We start from the raw sequence: 24,655 nt of genomic DNA on the forward strand, positions 1-24,655 counted from the left end.
ACTTCATTCCGCCTAAAAGGTGGGTCATGCGAGGACAATAAATGGAATTCAGGACATTTCAAAAGCAGTGGGGTGCTGAGTTTATTTCCCATGATGTTGTTCGTTTTCGCGTCTGGGCTGAAGGGCAAAAAGAGATAACGCTGCGTCTGACGGAAAACGATATTCCGATGATGGCGGCCGGTAACGGCTGGTTTCAGGTGGATGTTCCGGGCGTAACTCACGGCGCAGAATATCTGTTCGTGCTGGAGGATGGCCTGGCCGTCCCCGACCCGGCTTCACGCGCGCAAAAGGGCGACGTGAACGGGCCTTCCGTGGTTATCGATCCCCGCCGTTTTCCGCATGCCAACCATGACTGGAAAGGACGAGCCTGGGAAGAGACCGTTATTTACGAACTGCACATCGGCACCTTTACCCCACAGGGCACCTTCCGCGCCGCTATCGATAAGCTTCCCTATCTGGCCGAACTTGGCATTACGCAGCTGGAGGTGATGCCCGTTTCGCAGTTTGGCGGCGACCGCGGGTGGGGGTACGACGGGGTGCTGCTTTACGCACCGCACTCGGCCTACGGTTCACCGGAAGATTTCCATGCGTTTATCGACGCTGCGCACGGGCTGGGCCTCTCCGTGGTGCTGGATATTGTGCTTAACCACTTTGGGCCGGAGGGGAATTATTTACCCCTGCTGTCGCCCACTTTTTTCGACGCGGATCGCACGACGCCCTGGGGCAACGGCATTGCCTATGAGAATGACGCGGTCCGTTCCTACATCACTGAGGTCCCCCTCTACTGGCTCACCGACTATCGACTGGACGGCCTGCGGTTTGATGCCATCGATCAGATTAAAGATCCCTCGCCGAAGCATATTCTGGAGGAGATCGCAGAGCGTATTCGCGAAAACCTGCCTGACCGGCATGTCCATCTCACCACGGAAGACAGCCGCAACGTGATTTTTCTGCATCCGCGCGACGAACAGGGCGGTACGCCGCTGTTTACCGCCGAGTGGAATGATGATTTTCACAACGCCGCTCACGTCTTTGCCACCGGCGAAACGCACGCGTATTACCAGGATTTTGCGTTCGAGCCGGAGAAAAAATTCGCCCGCGCGCTCACCGAGGGGTTTGTCTATCAGGGCGAGGTTTCTCTCCAGACCGGCGAATCGCGCGGCGTGGAGTCTCACGCTCAGCCCCCGGCATTTTTTGTCGACTTTATTCAGAACCACGATCAGACGGGCAATCGGGCGCACGGAGACCGGCTCATCACCCTGGCCGGCGCGGATAAAACCCGCGTGCTGCTCGCGGCGCTGCTGCTTTCTCCCCACATCCCGCTGCTGTTTATGGGAGAAGAGTTTGGCGAAACCCATCCGTTCCTGTTCTTTACCGATTTCCACGGCGAGCTGGCGAAAGCCGTGCGGGAAGGACGTGCAAAAGAGTTTACCGGCCACGCCGGGCATGATGGATCCGTTCCGGATCCGAATGACGTGAAGACTTTTGTTCGCTCGCGGATTGACTGGAACAAGGTGGCAACGGACGAGGGCAAGAGGTGGCTTCGCTTAACGCGAAACCTGCTCACGCTGCGGCATCGCCACATCGTGCCCTTGCTTCGTCAGGGAGGAACCGTGGAGGGTTCGGTGCTGAAGACGGCACCCGGCATGGTTGCCGTGCGCTGGCGCTTCCCGGGCGGAACGCTGTCGCTGGCGCTTAACATAGGTCAGAAGAGCGTTGACCTCCCGGAGATGGCCGGAAAATGTCTGTTTGCCTGGCCGGAGCAGTCCGGTGCTTTGGCGCCGAACAGTATTGTCGTGAAATTTGCTGATGGAGAAGCAGCGCTATGATCCCTTCCGCGACCTATCGTATTCAGTTTCGCAACGGCATGACCTTCGATCGGGTGGTTGAGCTTATTCCCTACCTGAAAGACCTCGGTATTAGCCACCTCTATGCCTCACCCATTTTTACGGCAACGACCGGGTCTACGCACGGCTATGACGTTACCGACCCTAACGAGATCGACCCGGAACCAGGCGGAAGAGAAGGCTTCAATCGTATGGCCGCCGCCCTAAAACAGGCGGGAATGGGGCTGATTCTGGATATTGTCCCTAACCATATGTCGACGTCCCTGGAAAACCGCTGGTGGCGAGACGTCATTGCCCATGGCAAACAGAGCCGCTACGCCGGCTATTTTGATATTGACTGGTCGCGCCCGCTGACGCTGCCTTTCCTCGGCGACACATTTGAGGCGGAGCTGGAGAAGGGGGCCATTACACTTAAGCGTGACAGTGTCACCGGCGAGGCGGCTCTGGCGTACTACGAGAATGACTATCCGCTCAATCCTGGCACCTTTGCCGAGGATAAAAGCATTGCCGACATCCACGAGGCGCAGAGCTGGCGGCTCATGTCCTGGCGGGAAGCGCCTAAAAACCTGTCGTGGCGTCGCTTCTTTGAAATTACCGGTCTGGTCGGCGTCAGGGTGGAAGACGAGGCGGTTTTTGACGATACGCACCGGCTGATCCTCGAGCTCGTTCACGGCGGCGTCGTCGACGGTCTGCGAATTGACCACATCGACGGCCTGGCGGATCCGCTGGGCTACCTGCAGCGCCTGCGCCAGGCGACCGGTCCGGACTGCTACATAACGGTGGAGAAAATTCTCGGGAAGGGAGAGCAGCTTCCTCCCGACTGGCCGGTATCGGGAACCACGGGGTATGAATTTATCGCCTCGCTTGCGGAAGTGCTGGTGGACGATAGCAGCCTGGAGCGTCTGGAGAGGATCCATAACGAGACGCTGGGCGTAACGGCAGACAGGCGCGCCGAGCTTCGCGATGCCAAAGGGCTGATGACCGATCGCAATTTCGAAGGAGAGTTCACCACGCTGCTCGCTCTCGCCGCGGCGCTGGCCGAGCGCAACGGCGTGGAGCTGCAGCGGGACGACGTTCGCCATGCGCTGCGCGAGCTGCTTATCGCGTTTCCGGTTTACCGTACCTACGGCACGGCGGAGGGGCTTACGCCGCCCGACGTCGCGCTACTCAACAGGGTGATTGCGGGCGTGAACGCCTCCGAAGCCGCGCTTAGCCTGATTGTGCGGATCCTGCTTGGCGACCTGCCCGAGAGCGATCGCGATACGGCAGCCCTTTTCAGAACCCGTTTCCAGCAGCTCACCGGACCGCTGATGGCGAAATCCGTGGAAGATACGCTTTTCTTCCGCCACAACCTGGAGCTTGCGCTTAACGAAGTGGGCGCGGACCCTACGCCGCGCGCGTTCTCACTATCACGTTTTCATCAGGAGATGCGTATCAGGCTCGCGCGCCAGCCCGACGCGCTGCTCGGCACGTCAACGCACGACACCAAGCGCGGCGAGGATGCCAGGGCGCGTCTGTATACCCTGACCGAAGCCCCCGAACGGTGGGGGGAAAACCTGGCGCGCTGGCGGCAAATGAACCAGACGCAGGTGCGCTTCCTCAATGACGGTACCGCGCCGAACGCCGCCGATACCTGGATGATTTATCAGGCGCTGGCCGGAGCGTGGCCTGCAACCCTCTCTCCGGACGACCGGGAGGGGCTCAAATCCCTTGAAGCGCGTTTCCTCGGCTTTATTGAGAAAGCGCTGCGCGAGGCCAAGCAGCGTACTGACTGGATCGACAGCAACGAGGGCTACGAGAACGTGGTGATGGACTATGTCCGGCATCTGCTTTCTCCGGACAACACGCTGTTCCTGCATGATTTCAGCGAGTCGCTGCAGCCCTTCATACGCGCCGGGCTGATGAACAGCCTCAGCCAGACGGCGATCAAGCTTACCGCGCCCGGCGTGCCGGATATCTACCAGGGCAGCGAGGCGCTGAATTTCAGCCTGGTTGACCCGGATAACCGTCTGGAGCCGGACTTCCCCGCGCTGGTGCAAAACCTCAGCACCGCCGGGCCAGAGGTGTTCAGCGATGAACAGTGCTGGCGTGACGGCAGCGTGAAGCAGTATGTCACCGCCGCGCTGCTCCGGCTCCGGCCACATTACCCGGAGCTTTTCCGCTACGGCGACTGGCTGCCGCTGAGGGTGTCCGGCGAGCGCGAGGAGCACCTGATTGCTTATGCCCGGGTAAGGAACGACGAGGCGCTCATCGTTGCCGTCCCGCGTCTGGTCTTTAACGTGACGGACAATAAAAAGCTGTGGGCCAATACCGTCGTCACGCTTCCCGACGAGCTGGCCGGGAAACGCTGTCGGGACGTGTTTAGCGGCGAGAGCTGTACTCTGCAAGGGACCCTGGATTTAACATCAGAAAAGGGATGTTTGTTGGTTCTGCTTACCTGCGAATAATCGTGGAGAATAAAAATGCCAAAGGATAACAGGTTTGAAATTCGGGCCGGTCACGGCCAGCAGTTAGGGGCAAATTACGACGGGAAAGGGGTTAACTTTGCGCTGTTTTCCGCGCACGCGGAGCGGGTAGAGCTGTGCCTGTTCGATCCGTCCGGAAACACGGAGATCGCCCGGCTGGAGCTGCCGGAATATACCCATGAAGTCTGGCACGGCTATGTGCCAGACCTGAAGCCCGGTGCGCTCTACGGGTACCGCGTCTACGGGCCGTATGATCCGGAAAACGGCCATCGCTTCAATCCTAATAAATTGTTGATTGACCCTTACGCCCGCGAGCTGACGGGCAATCTCGACTGGAACGAGGCCCATTTTGGCTACGAGCTGGGGCATGACGAACTCGATCTGAGTTTCGATTCCCGCGACAGCGCGGCCTTTACGCCGAAGTGTAAAGTGATCGACCCTGATGCCTTTGACTGGCGCGACAGGAACCGGCCGAGCGTTTCGTGGCCGAATACCGTCGTGTATGAGAGTCATGTAAAGGGCTTTACCCAGCTTAACCCGGCGATCCCTCCTGAACTGCGCGGCACGTTCGAAGGCATGGGGCATAAAGCCTCGGTCGATTACATTAAAAGCCTCGGGATTACCTCAGTTGAGCTGCTTCCCGTTCACTGGTTTCCGGACGACCAGCATCTGCTGGACCGCGGCCTGAAGAACTTCTGGGGGTATAACACGCTCGGCTTCTTTGCACCGGCGTCACGCTATTACGGCCCGGCGGGGCTGCAGGGCTTTCGCGATATGGTGCGCGCATATCATGACGCGGGCATCGAGGTGATCCTCGACGTGGTCTATAACCACACGGCGGAAGGTAACGAGCTCGGGCCCACGCTCTCGTTTAAGGGCATTGATAACTATAGCTACTACCGCACGCTGCCGGACCAGCACCGTTACTACATTAACGATACCGGAACGGGAAATACGGTGAATACCTCCCACCCGAGGGTGCTGCAGATGGTGATGGACTCCCTGCGCTACTGGGCGGAATCGATGCACATTGACGGCTTTCGCTTCGACCTGGGGACCATCCTCGGGCGTGAGCCTGAAGGTTTCGATCCGCGCGGCGGCTTTTTCGACGCCGTGACGCAGGACCCGGTCCTGTCGAAGCTGAAGCTTATCGGTGAACCCTGGGATATCGGCCCCGGCGGCTATCAGGTGGGCGGCTTCCCGCCGGGCTGGGGTGAGTGGAATGACAAATACCGTGATACCGTGCGCGAGTACTGGAAGGGGGACAGCGTCTCTAACGACTTTGCCGCGCGCCTGCTCGGGTCCGGCGATTTGTACGATCTGCGCGGACGGCGCCCGTGGGCGAGCGTCAACTTTATTACCGCCCATGATGGCTTCACGCTGAATGACCTCGTCTCCTACAACGAGAAGCATAACGCCGACAACGGGGAAGATAATAACGACGGGCATAACGATAACCGGTCATATAACTACGGCGAGGAAGGACCCACCGATAGTCAGGACATCATCGCCACTCGCGAACGCCAGAAGCGCAATTTTCTGACCACGCTGCTGTTTTCACACGGCACGCCAATGCTGCTGGCGGGCGATGAGTTCGGCCGCACGCAGAAGGGCAATAACAACGGCTATTGTCAGGATAGCGAGATCTCATGGATCAACTGGAAAGGGTTGTCCGAAAACGACGTCGCGCTGCGCGAATTTACCCGCCGCTTGATTGCGCTTCGCGCCGCACAGCCCCTGCTGCGTCGGGAAAGCTGGCGAGACGGGCTGGAGATCCGCTGGTTTAACGCAGGCGGCGGGCCTCAGCAGTCAGAGCAGTGGGACGAAGGCTCGACGCTGGGCGTCTCCATCAGCCGGCCGGACCTCAGGGAGCAAGGCGTCTGGCACGATGTGCTGATGCTCTTTAACCCGTTCGAAGGTCCGGTATCGTTCCAGATCCCGCAGTTTGGTGAGGGGGGCTGGGTGCTTGAACTGTCTACGGCTGAAGATACTGCCGCCGGAACGGTCATCACCAAAGCCGTAGATTACGAACTGGCCGGGCGCAGCATCTCGCTTTTCAGACGCCCCTAACTCACAGTGACGCCGCCGCCCGCGCGGCGGTGTCATACAGGGAGGAGATCGTGCGCAGCAGCTGCGCGGTTTCCCCGATAGACGCGCCTGAAATTCCGCTTTCTCCATGGATGTTAATCAGGCAGGCTTCCCGCACGTCGCGGTATTTCATGCACAGCGCTTTGCCTTCCTCCGTCGTGGAGAAGAAAAGTTCCTTTCCCGCTTTTTCACTCGTCACGTAGCCCGCCTTAACCAGCTTTTTCAGGGCATACGTCACCACGTGCGTATCCTCCACGTTCAGCACGAAGCAAATATCGGCCAGCTTTTTCTTGCGGTCCCGGTGATTGACGTGGTGCAGCAGCGATACGTCAAACGCGCCCATATCCGGCTCGCCGGCGGCCGTCATACAGCGAACCATCCACTTATTGAACGCGTTGCTGGTCATGATCAGCGCGTACTCCAGCTCTGACAGTTCCGCGCACCGCTCGGAGACCAGATGACGAGAGGAGACAATGCGGCCGTCGGTAATATCGTCGCGTTGTGATGTTGCCTGTTTTTTTGAGGTCATAACGTTCCTTACGGGAGTGTGACGCTTGCCCGGAAATGTAAACTCATCGATAAAATAAGAACATTTTATTGATAAATTGTTTACATGTTTTTGCGCTTCAGATATAGCTTTTTAGTGCAGGTTCCGTGGAGCCTGACGCAAAACACAACATCGCGCGCCGCATTGCACCCACTTCGCCATGATGTGAAGTATTAAAAAAATAGCCGTCGGCGCGCAACGCTCACTTTGGATAGGGTAAACGTTTATGGACGGTTCTACGCTGTTGCCGCTTATCGGGATACCGGTGGTGGTTATTGGTTTTGCTCTGCGCTTCAACCCGCTGCTGGTTGTCGTTGTGGCAGGGTTAGCGACGGGTCTGCTGGTGGGCATGGATTTCGGTATGCTGCTGGAAACCTTCGGCGAGAAGTTCGTTAACAGTCGTTCTCTCGCAACCTTCATTCTGATCCTGCCGGTTATTGGCCTGCTGGAATACTACGGGCTTAAGGAACGCGCTCAGGCCTGGGTAGCGAAGATCGCCAGCGCGACCTCGGCGCGTATTCTGATGCTCTATTTTGTGGCGCGAGAGGGGACGGCTGCGCTTGGGCTGATGTCCCTGGGGGGCCATGCCCAGACGGTGCGTCCGCTGCTGGCACCGATGGCCGAAGGGGCGGCGCTGAATGAATATGGCGAGCTGCCGCAGCATATCCGCGACAAAATCAAAGCCCACGCCGCCGCCTGCGACAACATCGCGGTCTTCTTCGGTGAGGATATCTTTATCGCCTTCGGCGCGGTGCTGCTGATTGACGCCTTCCTGAAGGAGAACGGGATCGAGGGGATCGAGCCGCTGCACATCGGCCTGTGGGCGATTCCTACCGCCATTGCGGCATTGATTATTCATATGACGCGCCTGCTGCGCCTGGATGCCAGCATCCGCCGCGACGTGATGGCCTGGAGAGCAGAACAGGGTACGCAGGAGGCCGCACAATGATGACCTTAATTACCATTAACCGCGTTTATTACCTGATTGGCTTTGTCGTTATGCTGCTGGTGGTTATGACCCTGCGCGATCGCGCGAATCCTAAGCGTTTTACCACCGCGCTGTTCTGGTTCCTGTTCGGCGGTATCTTCCTGTTTGGCGATCTGATGGTGCAGGAGCTGGGAAAATCGCTGGCTTACCGGATTATTGGCGGCGCCGTTATCGCTATTGCCCTGCTGGCGGGCCTTGGCCTGGTCGGGAAAGGGCACTATAAAATGTCTACCGACGAGGAGCGCGTTGCCTCGTCAGAGCGGCTGAAAAACTGGCTGTTCCTGCCTGCGCTGATGATCCCCGTGGTGACGGTGATCGGCACTCTGTTCCTGAAGGGCGTTTCCATTGGCGGCGTTTATCTTCTCGACCAGAAGCAGCTTACGCTGGCGGCGCTGTGCGTGGCCTGCGTGGCGGCGATCCTCACCGGCTGGTGGCTGACGAAGGGCACGCCGCTGCACGCCGTGCGTCAGTCACGTCGTCTGGTGGATACCATCGGCTGGGCGGTGATCCTGCCGCAGATGCTCGCCATGCTGGGCGGGGTGTTCGTGGTCGCCAATACCGGTGATTCCGTGCAAATGGTGGTGAGTCTGTTTGTTAACCCGGATAGCCGCTTCATGCTGGTCGTGATCTACTGCGTGGGGATGGCGCTGTTTACCATGATCATGGGTAACGCCTTCGCGGCCTTCCCGGTACTCAGCGCCGGTATTGCGTTGCCGTTCCTGATTAACGTTCACCACGGCAACCCGGCGCCGCTGCTGGCCATCGGCATGTACGCAGGCTACTGCGGCACGCTGATGACGCCGATGGCCGCAAACTTCAATATCGTCCCTGCGGCGCTGCTGGAGCTGAAGGATAAATATCAGGTCATCAAGATCCAGATCCCGACCGCGTTAACCCTGCTGGTGGTGAACGTGTTCTTAATGTATTTCCTCGTGTTTCGCTAAGGAGCTGTCATGGAATTAACGCAACATCAGGCCGACGCCTTTGCCCGGATGCCTTTGACCTATTTACGCCAGGAATATCCGAACCACATCATGCACCTGCTTAATGATGATAGTGACGTCCAGCCGCCTCGCGAGCTGCACCCCATATTCTACGGCTGCTTTGACTGGCACTCGGCGGTGCACGGCTACTGGCTGCTGCTGCGCTGCGTTCGGCTTTATCCTGAGCTGTCCTGCCGGGACGAGATCGTCTCGCTGTTTGACGAACACATCACGCACGAGAAGGTGGCGCAGGAGCTGGCCTATTTCAACGCGCCGTTCCGCGCCTCGTTTGAGCGACCTTATGGCTACGGCTGGCTGCTGGCGCTGGCGCAGGAGCTGAAGCAGTCCACGGTGCCGCAGGCCGAAAGCTGGTACCGGACCCTGCAGCCGTTAACCCAGGATATTCGCAGCCGGCTGGTGGACTACCTCAGCAAGCTCACCTATCCCATTCGCGTCGGGACGCACTACAACACGGCGTTTGCGCTGGCGTTAGGGCTGGATTATGCCCGTGAAGTGAAGGATAGCGCCCTTGAGCAAGCCATACTTGATGCCTCAACGCGGTTTTACCTCGCGGATACGCGCTATCCGGCGCACTACGAGCCGGGCGGCGACGAATATATTTCCGGGGCGCTGACCGAAGCGCTGCTGATGAGCAAGGTCGCGGATAACTTCCCGGCGTGGTTCGATGATTTTCTGCCTGACGTGGGCTCGGTGGCGGCGCTGATGAACCCGGCAGAAGTGAGCGACCGTACGGATCCGAAAATTGCGCATCTTGACGGGCTAAACCTCAGCCGCGCCTGGTGCATGAAGCATATTGCGAAAGCCTTGCCGGAGAATCATTCCGCCCAGCAGGCGCTGGACCAGGCCGTAGAGAAGCACCTGGCGGCGAGCGTCGAGCACGTGGTTGGAAGCCACTATAGCGGCGGGCACTGGCTGGCAAGCTTTGCGCTGCTGGCGCTGGAGTAAAAGACGTTCGGGTGCAGCGGTAACGTGACGCTGCACCCGATCCTATGCGGGCGACCGCACCGCTTTTAGCAGTCGGCTCGCGCTGAACATAACCGCCACAGCGGAAGTCGCCACGGCGATCCAGAGCGTCAGATGAACGGCCGCCTGATGAGCCACCGCCAGCAGTACCCCCACAGCGGCTGCACCAAGACACTGACCGAACGTTCTCGCGATGGACAGCACCCCAGAGGCGTAGCTCGAATACTCTCTGGACACGTTTGAGAGCATCTCCCGGTTGTTAGGACTCTGGAAACACCCGAATCCAATGCCGCAGACCAGGCTGCGCAGGCAGATGTCCCAGGCCGAAGGGCTGACGGGCAAGGTCGCCAATAGCGCTAATCCGAGAACGAAAATCACCAGCCCCAGGGTGGAAATCAGCGGCGCAGACATCGTATCCGCCCAGCGCCCCGCGTGCGGCGCAATCAACACAATCCCTATTGGCCAGGGCGTAAACAGCAGCGCGGAAACCACGGGGGTGAAGCCATACACGCTCTGAAACAGGAAAGGCAGCGCGATAAAGGTGATGCCCTGGCTCACAAAGGACGCCAGCGAGGTTAAAGCCGCAAGGGTAAAGCGGCCGTTCTGGAAAATGGCGGGGGGCAAGAGTGGATTGCGAACGCGGCGGATATGCCAGATAAACGTCATGCCGCTGGCCAGTGCGAGTACGCCCCATCCGATTGACCCGGCGCTAAGGTTATCGCCCGACGACAGGCTGTTGGCTGCCACGATCGTCGTACCAAGAAACGTGGCTGAAAGAACGGCGCCGGCCGTATCGAAAGGCGCGCTGATGGACGCCGGTTCACGCGGCAATACCCGAAATGCCAGCCAAAGGGCAATGCTGCCGGGGATCGCGTTTATGGCAAACAGCCATTGCCAGCCGAGCGTATCCACAATCGCGCCGCCCAGCACGGGGCCAACGGCGCTGCTGGAGGCAATAAGCAGGGCATGCAGCCCCAGGATGCGGCCAAGCAGCCTCCCCGGGAACACGGAACGAAGGATTGCAGGCGCGATACTCAGCGTTGCCGCGCCGCCGATCCCCTGCAAAATACGCATGCCGGTGAGCAGCTCCGGCGCGTTTGACAGGGCGCAGCCTACTGAGGTCAGCGTAAACGTAGCAAGACCCGCCAGAAAAACCGGACGATATCCCACGCGGGTGGCGAGAGCCGCAAAGATGGCCAGCGTCATTGCCGCGGAGAGCAGATAGCCGTTGGCGAACCAGACCGCCACATTCGCGGGGATCTGCATCGAGGTTGCCATAGCGGGCAGCGCAACGCCAATCATGGTGCCGTCAAATACTCCCATCAGCGTGGCGATCATCACGGCGGCCATCACCCGGGCGCGTTCCTGGCCCGGCAGGCCTTCATCGCCGGGCTGATTTGTAAAAAGCGTCATCATGTGTACTCCAGGAGAGAATGTAGATGACGAAACTATAATCATGGGTTATACAGGGCGGAAGACGCAGCAGTTGCACCTGATTGTTGCATACAACGCCTGCTATGAGGTTTTCCCGTGTCCGATCCCGATTTCAATTTACTCGTCGCGCTGGACGCACTGTTGGCCGAGGCCAGCGTCGCAGGCGCGGCGCGACGCTTAAACCTGAGCACCTCCGCCATGAGCCGCACGCTTGGCAGGCTGCGAGAGGTGACCCGTGACCCGATCCTGGTGCGGGCAGGGCGAAACATGGTGCTGACGCCCTGGGCCGAAGCCACGCGCGAGCGCGCCCAACGCGCGGTGTTTGAGGCGAGGGCGGTGCTGCAGCCTTCGCTGGAGACGCTGAAGGTGGAAAACCTCGAGCGGCTTTTCACCCTACGGGCAAATGACGGCTTTGTGGTGGCATTCGGCCCCGCGCTGATCGCTGCGATAGCGGAGGCTGCGCCCGGCGTCTGTATCCGCTTTGCGCCCAAGCCTGAGAAAACATCGCGCTACCTTCGGGAAGGATTGGTCGATCTGGAAATAGGCGTGCAGAGCAATATGGGGCCAGAAATTCGTCTGCAAAGACTGTTTCAGGACCGGTTTATCGGTGCGGTTCGCAGGGATCACCCGCTCGCGTCGCTGCCGGAAATAGGCGTCGATGAGTATATTGCCTGGGGACACGTTGTGGCCTCGCCAGAAGGCACTCTTCACGGTTTTGTCGATGAGGTGCTGGCGGAATCTGGCCGCACGCGAAACGTGGTCAGCGTTGTGCCGGGTTTTCCAACGGCGTTATCCGTAGCGCTGGCGTCGGATCTGATTGCCATGGTCCCCGCGCTTTACCTGCTCAATCAGCAAATGACCGATAAATTACATGTTTTTGAACTACCGTTTCCAACCCGCAGCCTGACGGTGTCGCAAATGTGGCATCCAAGAATGGAAAACGATCCGGGGCATCGATGGCTGAGGGCGAAAATTCGCGAAGTGTGTAAGGCCGTGCAGGACGGTAAGGCAGCCCTGTGAAGGCTGCCTGATTCAAACCTCGCGGTTACGTCGCGCTCTTGAATTCCGAGGCTGGCAGCAAGGTTTTACTGCCTTTAAGCGTGAACAGGGAAATGACGGTAAAGCTCAGTGTAATAGAGCCCAGGACAAGATAGGCCTGGTGGAAGCCCACGGTGTCATACATCCGTCCGACCCACGCCGATAATACAACGCCCGACAGCTGTTTCGACAGGTTGAAGCCGATTAAGAACAGCGTTGCCGACAGCTTAGGGTTAAAGGCGGAGGAGATGTATTTGAACGTCCCGACCAGCAGGAACGGCAGTTCAAACATGTGCAGCATTTTCAGAATCACCACTTCGACGGCCGAAGAGGCAAATGACGAACCTAAAATACGTGCCGACATAATCACGCCTGCGGCAAGCAGGGCGTTCTTCGCGCCAATTCGGTTTACGATAGCGGGGGCGAAGAACATAATGGTCGCGTTCAGTAATTCCCCTCCGGTCGTGACAAAACCAAACACTTCGGTTCCGCGCTGCGGGCTGGAGAAAAAGCCCTTAAAGAAGTTAGCAAACTGCTGGTCGAAGACGTCATAGACGCTGGCCACGCCCACAACATAGACGATAAATCCCCAGAAGCGCGGCATGCGCAGCAGTTCGGCCGCGGTGCGCATTGAGAATGCCTTCCGGTTCGCACCCAGCGCGTCGATGACAAGCTCGCTGTTACTGCCTTCAGGCTTTGACATCCACAGCAGCACGCCGAGCACCAGGGCGAACCCGGAGGCGATCCAGAAGGTGATGTTAGGATCGATACCAAAGAGAATGCCGGTGATTGACGCACACAGCGCCCAGCCCACACAGCCTGAGACGCGCACTTTTCCATATTCAAAACGGTTAGCGCGGCTGACGCGCTCAATATAGGCTTCCACCGCGCCGGAGCCGCTTGAGAAAACGACCCCCAGATAGATCCCGCCCGCCAGCGCGCCCGCGAAAATATTCATCTGCAGCAGCGGCGATAATACAAATATAAAGAAGGGGGCAAACAGAATCAGTAAGATCGTAATGGTCCAGAGCAGATGCTTGCGCAACCCCAACTTATCGGAAATCAAACCAAACACTGGCTGGAAGATAATCGCAAACAGCGAAATTGAGGAGAAAACAATGCCCGTCTCTGTTTTGGTGAGATGGTTAACGTCCGCCAGCCAGACCGGGAAAAAGGGGAAATAGGCAGACATAATGAAGTAGTAGAAGAAAAAGAACAGCATAAAGTAAATGAAGTTATGCCGTTCTTTGGGGGCCAGTTCAGAGAGTTTCATTGCGACTGTTCCATATTGTTATGCCTTCAGGTGTGGAAGAGCGATTGCATTGGCGTATCTGCTGCCCGGCGGCAAATGTCATTCGCCTGACAATATGGACGATTTATCAGATATTTTCTCTTGGCCCGCAACGATGTGGGTTTTGAAATTTATTAACGATCACGAAACACCACCCTAACGGTGTCATTTTGTCGTTTTATCGACATAGAATGTTAGCGAACGACATTGTTACTTATGAGTTAAGGAAAGTGTGATGCAGCGCCGCACGGCAACCCTCGAAGATGTGGCTCGCGAAGCGGGCGTTTCAGAACAGACCGTCTCACGCGTGCTTAATAAACCCCACGTGGTTTCTGAGCGCACCCGCGAGAAGGTTATCCGGGCGATGCAGGCCTTACACTATGTGCCTAACCGCTCTGCACAGCTGCTGGCGGGAAAATCTGCACCTTCGATCGGGTTGATAACCGCCTCCTTAACCCTGCATGCGCCTTCCCAAATCGCGGCTGCGATAAAAAGCCACGCCAGCACGCGCCAGCTTGAGGTGGCTATTGCGATGCCTGCGATGGCCGACTACGACTCGCTTCAGGCTCGTCTCAACGAGTTCCGCGCGCAGAACATTCGCGGTGCGATTATCAACCTGCCGCTGGAAGGGAGCATTGCCGAGAAGCTGGTCAGTGAGAATCCTGATATTTGCTGCCTGTTTTTGGATATTTCACCGGAGACCAACGTTAGCTGCGTACGCTTCGATCATCATGAGGGCTGCGGCGCGTGCGTCAGCCACCTTTGGGCGCTGGGGCATCGGCATTTCGGGTTGCTGGCCGGGCCCGAGAGCTCGGTATCAGCACGTATGCGCCTGAGCAGCTGGCGTGAGGCGCTCCATCGGCACGGCGTGAGCAATGCGGTGACCGTCTTTGGCGACTGGAGTGCCGCCAGCGGCTGGCGTAAGGCTTTCGAGCTGCTGCATCAGTATCCGCGCATTTCGGCGATCGTCGTGGCGAACGATCAAATGGCGCTGGGCGTTCTGAGCGCCCTGGCGCAGCTCAACCGCACGGGAAGCCGGGCAATTTCCGTCACCGGCTATGACGATACGGCGGACAGCCTCTATTTCCAGCCGCCGCTGACGACCGTGGCGCAGGATTTTAACACGCTGGGAAAACGGGCCGTTGAGCTGTTAATTCAGCAGGTGGACGCACCGCAGATGCGCATCCGCGAGCTTCTGCCCACGCGACTGGTAGTCCGTCAGTCAACGTGGGCCGTCGCGGGTGAAGCTGTAGAAGATAATGAGCAGCTCATCGCGCAGCTAAAATCTCTGGTTGAGAAACTGTAGCCCCGGGGCTTAGTCAAACCAGGTAGGACTATCCGTGGTGGCAATATCCATGCTTACGGTCAGCTCTTCCGGCACGACGCGCGTGAGCGAAAGCTCGGGTAGGTCATTAATGTCGAAGAACCCAATATCGGTAGATTCATGGCTGATGGCCAGGCTGCCGCCGATCTCCTCGCACAGGAAAATGAGCTTGTAGACGTGCCAGGGAAGTGGAGGGTGACCATGCAGATTGCGGTCCCAGACGCCCAACAGCTTTGTGACCTTAACGCGCAGTCCCGTCTCTTCTTCTACCTCACGGCAGACGGCTGCGGACGGGGTATCACCGACATCGGCCCAGCCGCCGGGTAAACTCCATTTACCATCGTCAGCTTCTTTAACCATCAGGATCTTGCCGTCGCGAACGATAAAGGCGCGAACGTCGCTCTTCGGTGTCGCGTAGCCCGACTCGGAGACGTGGTTAAGCGTACCGTCATCGACGTTGAATCGGGAGCGGAACAGGTCGCAGGCGATTTGCCGGAGCGTTTCATACCGTTCCTGATCGAACACATCTTTTGAGTAGGTCAGCCCGGTCTGGGCGATGGCGTTAAGCTTCTGAGCGAGGATGTTGATATCAATATCTTTCAGCGTGTCGGACATTTTTTCACCTGTGTCTGCAGAGTGGAGATCCCATCTGCAGACAACCGTACCAGTAAAATCAGGGATTTGTAATGGCCAGGGGCGTCGGACTACTCCTGTTTAGCCTGTTCTTTACCCACGAGCAGGGTGGTTAAGGCGAAAGACAGAACCAGCGCTATCGCCACGCCTGCGAGCGCAAACATAAAGTATGGCCCGATGTAGGCCGGCAGGCTGAAAATGCTCGACAGGATATAACCGTAAATCCGCACGCCGAAGAAGGCGATAAACGCTGAGGCCAGGGAGCTGGCAACCGTGGCGGCAATAAAGGCCTTTTTATAGCGCGTCAGTACGCCAAACAGCGCCGGTTCGGTAATTCCCAGCAGGGCGGAGATGGCGGCTGACAGCGTGACGGTTTTTTCCTGGCGATTTTTACTCAAGCGCCAGATAGCGAACGTCGCACCCGCAATGGCCATATTCGCCATAAACATCATTGGCATCAGCATGTCGTAGCCGCGATCGCTGAAGTTCTGCAGGGCGATGGGCGTCATGGCGTGGTGCATGCCCGTCAGGATTGCCACCGGTCGAATCGCGCCAACAATCAGCCCGGCAAAGCTTGCCGACACGCTGAACAACCCTTCAATAAATAACGCCAGCCCTTTGCCTAACCAAATGCCAATTGGCCCAATCACGACGAGGGCTGCCAGCGCGCCGATAAACAGGGTTAGGGTAGGGGTGAAGACCGTTTTCAGCACGTCCGGCATGATGCTGTCCACCCAGCGGTGGATATAGCTCAGGGCGAGGATCGAGAAAATCACCGGAATCACGCTGGCGGAATAGTTAAACACGGAGACCGGGATCGCATTGAGCAGCCAGAGCGCGCTGACCGCGCCTTCCTGGTGCGTCGCCAGGGCCTTTGCGGCATCAATCAGCGATGGATACATCAGGCAGGCCGCGATGGCCGCCGCCAGATATTCGTTCGTTTTGAAGATTTTCGCCGCGGATACCGCAAGGAAAAACGGCAGGAAGTAAAAAACGCCGCTGGCGATAAGGTCGATAATCATGACCGTTTCGCTTTTTGCGGATACCACTTTCAGCGCGATTAACCCGGCCAGCAAACCTTTGATCATCCCGGCGCCGGCAATCGCTGGTACGATTGGGCCGAAGACGCCGGACACCGTATCCATAAACAACGATATCAGGCTCTTGCGTCCTTTCGGCACGGCGGTATCCGAAGCGGTTTCAGTACCCAGAACGTCAAGCATCTGTTCGTACCAGCTGTTCACCTTTGGTCCGATAATGACCTGAAACTGGTCGCTCTGGAGCTGCGCGCCCAGCACGCCGGGCAGTTTTTTTATCTCATTTTGATCTACTTTATTATCATCAATTAAATCGAAGCGCAGCCGCGTCATGCAGTGCCAGACTTTATTAATATTCCCCTGTCCACCGACCAGACGAATAATATTATTGATGGCTTCTTGCGTCCCCATAAAGACTCCTGCCAGGTGTTGTTGTCGTTTTAATGTTGCCCTGAAGGATAATTAAACCCGACTTACAAAACAAACCAATAAATTTTGACGTGGCTCACAAAGGCTAGTCTTTTGGGATTGAGAAACGGTTATTCGCCTTAATTGGTATGATTTATACGGGATATTTAAACAAATATCAGACCAAAATAAATAATGGAAAAAAGGGTTTACCCGTCCTCAATTTTAGGGGGATGATATTCGCCATATTGTCTTCCCACAGTGCAGTAAAGGAGTTATTTCGTGACGCCTGCGATCATCAAAAATATCGAATGTTTTATTACTCGTCCGGACAGACACAATCTGGTAACGGTGCGTGTCACAACGGATCGGGGCGTCACGGGGCATGGCTGCGCGACGTTTCAGCAGCGGCCGCTGGCGGTAAAGACGCTGGTTGATGAGTACTTAAAACCGTTGCTCACGGGCCGCGACGCGAACAACATCGAAGATCTTTGGCAGATGATGAACGTCAACGCATACTGGCGCAACGGCCCGGCCATGAATAACGCGATTTCAGGCGTTGATATGGCGCTGTGGGACATCAAAGGTCAGATTGCTGGAATGCCGTTGTATCAGCTGTTTGGCGGCAAATCCCGCGACGCGATCCCGGCTTACACGCACGCCAGTGGCGAAACGCTGGAGCAGCTGTTCAGCGCCGTAGACTCGCTGATTGCGCAAGGCTATCGCCATATTCGCTGCCAGCTTGGCTTTTACGGCGGCACGCCGTCCGACCTTCACGCGCCTGAAGATCCTACCCCGGGAGCATGGTTCGATCAGCAAGAGTACATGCGCAACACCGTCGAGATGTTTCGCGCGCTGCGTGAGAAATACGGCTGGAAGCTTAATATTTTGCACGACGTCCACGAGCGTTTGTTCCCGCAGCAGGCCGTGCAGCTGGCAAAACAGCTTGAGCCGTATCAGCCTTACTTTATCGAAGATATTTTGTCCCCGCAGCAGAGCCCCTGGCTGGAGCAGGTACGCCAGCAAAGCTGCGTTCCGCTGGCAATGGGGGAGCTTTTCAATAATCCGGCCGAATGGCATGACCTTATCGTAAACCGACGTATCGATTTCATTCGCTGTCATGTATCGCAAATTGGCGGGATCACCCCGGCGCTCAAGCTGGCTCATTTCTGCCAGGCTTTTGGCGTACGCCTTGCCTGGCATGGCCCTGGCGATATGACGCCGATTGGCGTCGCGGTGAACACGCATCTCAATATCCACCTGCACAATGCGGCCATTCAGGAATTCATTCCACGCTCGGAGATGACGGATAAAATATTCCCCGGCGCGCCCTTTGTTAAAGACGGTTTCGTTTATCCGCCGGTGAACGCGGGAACGGGGGTAGGGTTTAATGAAGCGCTGGCGCTGGCGCATCCGGTTGTCTATCGGCCACATGAATGGACGCAAAGCCGCCTGCCGGACGGCGCCATTCACACCCCTTGATTCTGACGCCAGGTTAAGTTGTCGCGGTTATAGGGGATAACGTAGGTACAGTTATAGTTGATATCAATGATATCGCTGACCTCGAACACCTGGCCGCCGTCGAGAATTCCGCGATTAGTAATGTGCATTGCCGGGCTGCCTTTCTTGCAGCCCAGTATGGCCGCCTGTTCCCGATTCACGCTCACGGCGCGGTAGGTGGTGAGCATATGAGAAATGGTTAGCCCTTTGCTCAGCACGTACTGCTGGATGGATCGCTCAATTGCCTGCTGATTTAGATCCGGAAATTCCGCCACCGGCATGCTGGAGATTTCCAGCTGTACAGGCGCATCGTCTACATAGCGCAATCGACAGAAATGCCAGATGAAACTCTCTTCATCGATGCCAAAAATCTGCTGTGCTGCGCGATCGGGGCGCTTCTTATGCAGGCTAATCATCCGGTAGCGGATCTGGTCGAAGCGTTTTTCAGTAATGGAGTTGTACACCAGCGGGTTAGCGCGCGCCTGTTCGTTAATCCACGTACCCGATCCCTGGACAATTCGCACCACGCCAATGTTGACCAGTTTTTCCAGCGCCTCGCGGATAGTCGAGCGGGACACGCCGTACTCCTGGGCGAGCTGCCTTTCCGGCGGTAATCTGCGTGGCCCGGGCGTGGTCTGCTGGTAAATTTTGCTGAGCAGATCCTGGGTTACAAACTCTTTTTTCTTCATGACGTTTACCTGAATGAAATCAATCACTGCCCGTGCGCTAAGACTATCATTCAAGGGAAAGGGATGAAAAGCCGGGGAGGGCGCTGATAATTCGCTGCGCTCTGCTCTAATGTAACCAGGCGCGGATGCTGCAGTATATTTCGCTTTCGGCTTGAATCGGACTGAGGTAACGTAGCGGAAATATTTTTTCTGACTCGACCAAGATGCCTTCCATCGAAACCTTTATAACTTTCCTTCTCGCGCTGACGCTTCTGGAGATCTCTCCCGGGCCAGACATGATGCTGACTATCGCCAGAGGGGTCGGTCAGGGAAGACGAATTGCGCTGCTTACGGTATTGGGAAATGTCTTTGTAGCAGGTTTTGTGCAAGTTTCGTTTCTTGTCCTGGGGCTGGTCACCGTTGTTCATGCCTGGCCAGTTGCGCTAGATCTGCTAAGGTGGGCTGGGGCGGGCTATCTGGTGTGGTTAGGCGTAAAAATGATTCTGACATCGGGTACTGATACGCGCCTGCGAAAAACTGCAAAAATTTCTGACTGGAGTGCCGTTAAGGAAGGGGCTCTGAACAGCCTGACTAACCCAAAATCCCTGCTTTTCATGTTTGCTTTTCTTCCTCAGTTTGTCGATCCCGCCGCGGGCCCTGTCTGGCTGCAATTGCTTGTTCTGGGCAGCGTCCAAAAGCTGGCTGGAATTGTTTCCCTGGGATCGGTTGCGATGGCATCAGGAACATTTGGAAACTGGCTAGGTAAACACCCTAGCGTTATCAAATGGCAGGAACGATTTACAGGGGTTGTCATGATTGGCCTCGGTATCCGCATGCTGTTTAGCGGGGCGGGCGTAGTACCGAAATCTGCCAGTTAAGTTTTACCGAAGCGGTCAACCCGGCGTCCGCTTTAAACACTTGCTATCAGAAAAGCAATCAGCGGTTACGCCCAGCAGGGGCATTTCAATATCCTTGTTTAGTTTTACAGTTTGCATGACGTTATCATCCAGCTGTTGTGTTTTTCTTTCCGTAAGAGATGCAGGTATATATCTGCATCTCTTACCTATGCTCAGAATGTATCTGGCTGGTTATTTCCAGCCTGGATGCTGTTATGACTGTACTTAACTAATCTTGATATCGTCGAGGTTGATCTCTTCCTCTTCATGATCATTGTTGATAACAACATCACGAGGGACATCTTTTTTGATGACGGCGTAGACGGTTGCCGTTACTACTATATTAACTAACAACGCCATAATACCCGCCATTGGATTTGACATTGTTGGGATCATCAATATACCCCCAAAAGGTACCGTTGCATCTGCACCATATACCATGGTGATTGCACCACCACAAGCGCCGCCAATTGCAGCAGCAGCAATACCTCGAACGATATCATTCATCACTATAGGTATAGAACCTTCAACAATATTCACAACCCCCATAGGAACTGCCGATTTTAACATTTCGATTTCTTCATTATGATAGATGTTTTTGCGAAGAACTTTGGCGATGAAAAATGCAAGCCCAAAACCGATAGGTGTTGCCGTGTTAACAAGCTGAAGGGCAGTAATTGGCTCATTTATTCCCTGTGCCTGAAGCGTTAAAACGAATGCGAAGCAAGTTTTGTTGATCGGTCCGCCAAAGTCAACAATACACAATGCCCCAATAACTGCACCTAACAGTAAATTAGATGAAGTTCCCATACTTCTCAGGAACGATGTAAGAGCATCGGTGAAAATACCGATCGGCGTACCGATGATATAGACCATGAGCAGAGCACTGATAGTGGATGCAAAAAATGGCACAATCAGTGTAGGCATTAAACCTCGAGCCCAGTCAGGAACCTTCACATTTTTAATGATAGCAAGTGCAATATATCCGGAAATGTAGCCGCCGAGCATCCCACCGATAAAACCCGCACCTATAGCGTTAGCCGCCAGACCTACAACAAAACCTGGAGCAATACCGGGCTTACCCGCGATCGAGCCGGAAATCCCGATGGCGATAACGATGGGTAATAGTCCGAGCGCCTTAGCCCCCATGGTCGCGAAGGCCTGCCACAGATCAAATTGACCCGATACTAAAGTGTCCTGAACCGTCCCCCCAAAACCCATACCGATGGCAATAATAAACCCAGCACCACAGACAATCGGAATCAAGAATGAGATAGCAGTCAGCAGATGACCTTTAGGGTTTGCTGCCTTCCATATTTCTTTTATATTCATAAATTACGCCCTTTAATTTTATAGGATACGCACAGGTAAGTGTTATGAATTTACTAATTCACCGAGTTTTTCGATAAGTTTATTAGGTGATTTAACCGCCATTTCCGTTGGTACTTTCACGACTTTCTTTCCCGCGAATCGTTCTTCACCGGAAACTTTTACATCGGCGGCTAACAGGACGATATCGGCTTGTGCGATTTCTTCAGCGGTTAAGGCATTCTCGATACCTATAGTGCCTTGCGTTTCAATTTTGACATTGTGCCCGGCTTTTTTTGCTGCTATTTCAATTTTCTTTTGCGCAATATAGGTGTGTGCAATGCCTACAGTGCAAGCTGTAATTCCAACAATATTCATAACTATACTCCGGTGTTTGATAGTTTTCGATGCAATGATGACTGTGATAATTAAGTTAAGCGCTAGCTTCTTCAGCGTTCAAAAGATCAATAATTTTCTGAGGGGAATTTTCCTTCAGTAATTTCTGTACTATCTCTTCATCGGCAAGCGAACCTGAAACCTGTGATAACAATCGGATGTGGGTGGCATTTTGATCAACCAGAGAAACAGCAAATAAAATAATGCAGCGAACATCGCTACCGTCCATTGTTTCCCAGGGGATCTGATGCTGGGTTCGTCCAATCGCCAGTGCAGTACGGGTTACTCCCGAGGATTTCCCATGCGGGATCGCAATATGATTTTCGAATCCAGTGGAACCCTGTTCCTCGCGTAACCAAACATCTTTCAGGAAAACATCTTTATTAATGACAGCCCCATCACTTACTAATAATTCAGCTAACTCTTCAATTGCTTCTTCTTTACTCTTAGCCATCATGTTCAATTTGATATTTTTTACATTAAGTACACTCGAAATGTCCATAGGTTACCTTCGTTAATATAATTTAATGATTGAGTATCAGTGGGCTTGTCTCGATGCGCACTGATATAAGGGCGTTTATAAAATGCTTTTGCTTGCGCGACGACGTTTTCGATGGTGAAGCCATACTCTTCTAACAGCTGCTCAGCTGGCGCAGACTCACCAAAGGTGGTCATGCCGACGATAGCGCCGCTCAGGCCCACGTATTTGAACCAGGGCGCTCCCGATATAAAAGGGTTACAGCGCCCTCAACCGTATAAATCAAACGTGAGGGCAAAGAGACAGACCGGTTAAATAGACTCTTTGCCCTGCACAATGGCTCAATACGGCTGAGCGCGCTGCAATTTTAAGCAGCGACTTCGCGCTGGTAGATATCGACCATTTTATCCCATGCATCGCTGACATTATCCGCCAGGGAGAACAGGCCCGAGGTTCCCACGATAAAGACGTCAACACCCGACCGGGAAATGACATTGAAGGTTTTCTCGTTGCAGGAGCCGTCAATTTCGGTCAGGTAGTGGTAACCATTTGCTTTGCGCATAGCAATCAGCTGTTTGATTTTGTTAAGTGATTCCGGAATAAACTTCTGCCCCGCGTAGCCTGGATCAACCGACATGACGGTCACTTTATCCAGCAAGTGCGCGTACTCCTTGATAGCATCAGCCGGAGTAGCAGGATTCAACACCACGCCGCAGCGGCGACCCGCATCTTTAATCTGGTTCAACAGACGAAATATTTTGTTATTCGCTGTCTCCGGATGGAAGCTGATAATATCGGCCCCTGCATCAATGCACATTGGAATAATATCTTCCGGGTGATTTACCATCAGGTGCACATCAATCGGCACATCGGTAATTTTCTTCAGGTTCTCGATAAAGAACGGTGACAGCGTAATGTTTTTCACATAGCTACCATCCATAATATCGACGTGATAAAAATCAGCCCGACCGTTCATTGCCGTAATCTGCTCTCTGAACTGTGTTAAATCCATGCACATTAACGAGGGCGAAAATTTAGCTGCCATACCTTATCTCCAAAAGAATTAATTAGTTAAACAGTGACACGACGTGCCCAAGGATGATGCCAACAACGCCGAAGTCCGCATCACCAAAGGTGGTGGATGCAAAGCCCAGGTCGCCCATAAGAGGCAGCAAAATTGCAGGCAAGAATGAAATCAACAGACCGTGAGCGAATGCCCCTACCACCGCACCGCGACGACCACCGCAGATGTTGCCGTAAACGCCTGCCGTCGCGCCGCAGAAGAAGTGCGGCACCAGTCCAGGAACAATGACGCTCAAACCAAACAGTGGGCACAGGAACATACTCACCAGACCGGCGGCAAAGCTTGAAAGAAATCCGACGATCACCGCGTTCGGAGCAAACGGGAAGACAGTAGGGCAGTCGAGCGCCGGTTTGGCGTCTTTCACCAGCTTGTCGGCGATGCCTTTAAAGGCCGGAACAATTTCGGCGATGATCATGCGAACGCCCGCAAGGATGATCCACACGCCTGCCGCGAAGGTCAGCGACTGGATAATGGCGAAGATGATAAAGTTCTGACCACCACTGATGCTGGTCTCAACAAACTCTTTGCCTGCTACCAGCACCAGAATCACAAACAAGATCATCATCGTCAGCGAGATGGCCACCGAGGAATCACGCAGGAAGTTCAGCGATTTCGGCACCTTCAGCTCTTCAATCGACGGACTGCCTTTACCGATCGCTTTCCCCACCAGCGCTGACAGCAGATAGCCGGTTGAACCAAAGTGACCCAGCGCCAGGTCATCGGTACCGGTTATTTTGCGGGTAAACGGCTGCAGAATGGCCGGAGAGACCACCATCATGATGCCGAGGATCACCGCTCCCACCAGTACTACCCAGAACGGCGACAGACCGCCGACAGAGAGGATGACAGCCAGCATCGCCGACATATATAGCGTGTGGTGCCCCGTCAGGAAGATGTACTTCAGTGGCGTAATACGGGCAAGGACAATGTTAAACAACATCCCCAGCACCATGATCATTGCCGTCGCGGTACCGTAGTTTTTCTGCGCCAGTGCCGCCATGGCGTCAGTGTTGGGTACGACCCCCTGAATATGGAATGAGTGTTCAAAAAGCTGGCTAAAAGTCGTTAATGTCGTGGCGATAATCGCCGCTCCGGATGTTAATATCACAAAACCCATAATGGTTTTGAGGGTTCCGGAAATAACGTCGGAAAAGGCTTTTTTCTGCAATAATAAGCCGATCAGGGAAAACAGACCGACCAGTATTGCTGGTGTGCCCAGCACATCATGAATAATAAACTGCAGCATAGAATGACTCCG

At 55.3% G+C, this 24,655-nt stretch carries 21 protein-coding genes and 1 pseudogene; 10 read left to right on the plus strand and 12 right to left on the minus strand.

Annotated features, from left to right (window positions below; translation table 11 throughout):
* Positions 1 to 41: 41 nt before the first annotated feature.
* From treZ to glgX, 3 genes are read left to right on the plus strand one after another with little or no spacing between them, the layout of a single operon-like run.
* Complete coding sequence (gene treZ, locus D5067_RS11550; RefSeq protein WP_119936644.1) at positions 42 to 1,829, plus strand: malto-oligosyltrehalose trehalohydrolase; 1,788 nt, start codon at positions 42 to 44, stop codon at positions 1,827 to 1,829.
* Positions 1,826 to 4,294 carry a malto-oligosyltrehalose synthase gene (gene treY, locus D5067_RS11555; protein ID WP_119936645.1) on the plus strand — a complete coding sequence of 823 codons (2,469 nt, stop codon included), beginning with the start codon at positions 1,826 to 1,828 and terminating at the stop codon, positions 4,292 to 4,294. The genes treZ and treY overlap by 4 nt, the downstream gene beginning before the upstream one ends.
* Positions 4,295 to 4,309: 15 nt before the next feature.
* Positions 4,310 to 6,382 (plus strand): glycogen debranching protein GlgX, encoded by a 2,073-nt coding sequence (gene glgX, locus D5067_RS11560; protein ID WP_119936646.1) that lies wholly within the window; start codon positions 4,310 to 4,312, stop codon positions 6,380 to 6,382.
* 1 nt (position 6,383) lies between these two features.
* On the opposite strand, the gene D5067_RS11565 is transcribed toward glgX, so the two are convergent.
* The gene (locus D5067_RS11565) at positions 6,384 to 6,929 is read right to left on the minus strand and encodes a winged helix DNA-binding protein (protein WP_119936647.1); all 546 of its coding nucleotides are present in this window, start codon (positions 6,927 to 6,929) and stop codon (positions 6,384 to 6,386) included.
* 244 nt (positions 6,930 to 7,173) lie between these two features.
* On the opposite strand from D5067_RS11565, the gene D5067_RS11570 reads away from it, so the two are divergent.
* The 3 genes from D5067_RS11570 to D5067_RS11580 are packed head-to-tail and all read left to right on the plus strand — an operon-like array spanning position 7,174 to position 9,884.
* Positions 7,174 to 7,896 (plus strand): DUF969 domain-containing protein, encoded by a 723-nt coding sequence (locus D5067_RS11570; protein ID WP_119936648.1) that lies wholly within the window; start codon positions 7,174 to 7,176, stop codon positions 7,894 to 7,896.
* On the plus strand, positions 7,893 to 8,879 hold the full coding sequence (locus tag D5067_RS11575; protein WP_119936649.1) for a DUF979 domain-containing protein: 987 nt from the start codon (positions 7,893 to 7,895) through the stop codon (positions 8,877 to 8,879). The genes D5067_RS11570 and D5067_RS11575 overlap by 4 nt, the downstream gene beginning before the upstream one ends.
* Before the next feature lie 9 nt (positions 8,880 to 8,888).
* Positions 8,889 to 9,884 carry a DUF2891 domain-containing protein gene (locus D5067_RS11580; protein WP_119936650.1) on the plus strand — a complete coding sequence of 332 codons (996 nt, stop codon included), beginning with the start codon at positions 8,889 to 8,891 and terminating at the stop codon, positions 9,882 to 9,884.
* 42 nt (positions 9,885 to 9,926) lie between these two features.
* On the opposite strand, the gene D5067_RS11585 is transcribed toward D5067_RS11580, so the two are convergent.
* Positions 9,927 to 11,315 carry an MFS transporter gene (locus tag D5067_RS11585; RefSeq protein ID WP_119936747.1) on the minus strand — a complete coding sequence of 463 codons (1,389 nt, stop codon included), beginning with the start codon at positions 11,313 to 11,315 and terminating at the stop codon, positions 9,927 to 9,929.
* Positions 11,316 to 11,432: 117 nt separating this feature from the next.
* On the opposite strand from D5067_RS11585, the gene D5067_RS11590 reads away from it, so the two are divergent.
* Positions 11,433 to 12,356, plus strand: a complete 924-nt coding sequence (locus tag D5067_RS11590) for a LysR family transcriptional regulator (protein ID WP_119936651.1) — start codon at positions 11,433 to 11,435, stop codon at positions 12,354 to 12,356.
* A 25-nt stretch (positions 12,357 to 12,381) separates the two neighbouring features.
* On the opposite strand, the gene D5067_RS11595 is transcribed toward D5067_RS11590, so the two are convergent.
* On the minus strand, positions 12,382 to 13,647 hold the full coding sequence (locus tag D5067_RS11595; RefSeq protein ID WP_119936652.1) for an MFS transporter: 1,266 nt from the start codon (positions 13,645 to 13,647) through the stop codon (positions 12,382 to 12,384).
* Between the two features lie 253 nt (positions 13,648 to 13,900).
* Between D5067_RS11595 and D5067_RS11600 the strand changes: the two genes are divergently transcribed.
* A complete protein-coding gene (locus D5067_RS11600) occupies positions 13,901 to 14,971 on the plus strand; it encodes a LacI family DNA-binding transcriptional regulator (RefSeq protein ID WP_119936653.1) in 1,071 nt (356 codons plus the stop codon).
* Positions 14,972 to 14,980: 9 nt separating this feature from the next.
* On the opposite strand, the gene D5067_RS11605 is transcribed toward D5067_RS11600, so the two are convergent.
* Together D5067_RS11605 and D5067_RS11610 are read right to left on the minus strand one after the other, a co-directional pair.
* Complete coding sequence (locus tag D5067_RS11605) at positions 14,981 to 15,604, minus strand: NUDIX hydrolase (protein WP_119936654.1); 624 nt, start codon at positions 15,602 to 15,604, stop codon at positions 14,981 to 14,983.
* Between the two features lie 89 nt (positions 15,605 to 15,693).
* A complete protein-coding gene (locus D5067_RS11610) occupies positions 15,694 to 17,070 on the minus strand; it encodes a PTS transporter subunit EIIC (RefSeq protein WP_119936655.1) in 1,377 nt (458 codons plus the stop codon).
* 279 nt (positions 17,071 to 17,349) lie between these two features.
* Between D5067_RS11610 and D5067_RS11615 the strand changes: the two genes are divergently transcribed.
* Positions 17,350 to 18,549, plus strand: a complete 1,200-nt coding sequence (locus D5067_RS11615; protein ID WP_119936656.1) for an enolase C-terminal domain-like protein — start codon at positions 17,350 to 17,352, stop codon at positions 18,547 to 18,549.
* Here the strand turns inward: D5067_RS11615 and D5067_RS11620 are convergent.
* Positions 18,537 to 19,256 (minus strand): GntR family transcriptional regulator, encoded by a 720-nt coding sequence (locus D5067_RS11620; protein WP_119936657.1) that lies wholly within the window; start codon positions 19,254 to 19,256, stop codon positions 18,537 to 18,539. The two genes, D5067_RS11615 and D5067_RS11620, sit on opposite strands and share 13 nt — an antisense overlap.
* A gap of 203 nt (positions 19,257 to 19,459) precedes the next feature.
* Between D5067_RS11620 and D5067_RS11625 the strand changes: the two genes are divergently transcribed.
* Positions 19,460 to 20,113 (plus strand): LysE family translocator, encoded by a 654-nt coding sequence (locus D5067_RS11625; protein ID WP_119936658.1) that lies wholly within the window; start codon positions 19,460 to 19,462, stop codon positions 20,111 to 20,113.
* Positions 20,114 to 20,356: 243 nt separating this feature from the next.
* Here D5067_RS11625 and D5067_RS11630 read toward each other — a convergent pair whose 3' ends face one another.
* The 6 genes and pseudogenes from D5067_RS11630 to ulaA form a co-directional block, all read right to left on the minus strand.
* Positions 20,357 to 21,463 (minus strand): PTS fructose transporter subunit IIC, encoded by a 1,107-nt coding sequence (locus tag D5067_RS11630; protein WP_119936659.1) that lies wholly within the window; start codon positions 21,461 to 21,463, stop codon positions 20,357 to 20,359.
* Between the two features lie 42 nt (positions 21,464 to 21,505).
* Positions 21,506 to 21,817 carry a PTS fructose transporter subunit IIB gene (locus D5067_RS11635; RefSeq protein WP_001028229.1) on the minus strand — a complete coding sequence of 104 codons (312 nt, stop codon included), beginning with the start codon at positions 21,815 to 21,817 and terminating at the stop codon, positions 21,506 to 21,508.
* 55 nt (positions 21,818 to 21,872) lie between these two features.
* Positions 21,873 to 22,337, minus strand: coding sequence for a PTS sugar transporter subunit IIA (locus D5067_RS11640; RefSeq protein ID WP_119936660.1), 465 nt, complete (start codon positions 22,335 to 22,337; stop codon positions 21,873 to 21,875).
* A gap of 83 nt (positions 22,338 to 22,420) precedes the next feature.
* Positions 22,421 to 22,549 (minus strand): annotated as a pseudogene (locus D5067_RS24155) (transketolase-like TK C-terminal-containing protein); the annotation flags it as partial.
* Between the two features lie 131 nt (positions 22,550 to 22,680).
* Positions 22,681 to 23,358 carry a D-allulose 6-phosphate 3-epimerase gene (alsE, locus tag D5067_RS11645; RefSeq protein ID WP_119936661.1) on the minus strand — a complete coding sequence of 226 codons (678 nt, stop codon included), beginning with the start codon at positions 23,356 to 23,358 and terminating at the stop codon, positions 22,681 to 22,683.
* Positions 23,359 to 23,380: 22 nt separating this feature from the next.
* A complete protein-coding gene (gene ulaA, locus D5067_RS11650; protein WP_119936662.1) occupies positions 23,381 to 24,643 on the minus strand; it encodes a PTS ascorbate transporter subunit IIC in 1,263 nt (420 codons plus the stop codon).
* Positions 24,644 to 24,655: the final 12 nt, after the last annotated feature.

Source organism: Enterobacter huaxiensis, assembly GCF_003594935.2.
Classification (GTDB): Bacteria; Pseudomonadota; Gammaproteobacteria; order Enterobacterales; family Enterobacteriaceae; genus Enterobacter; species Enterobacter huaxiensis.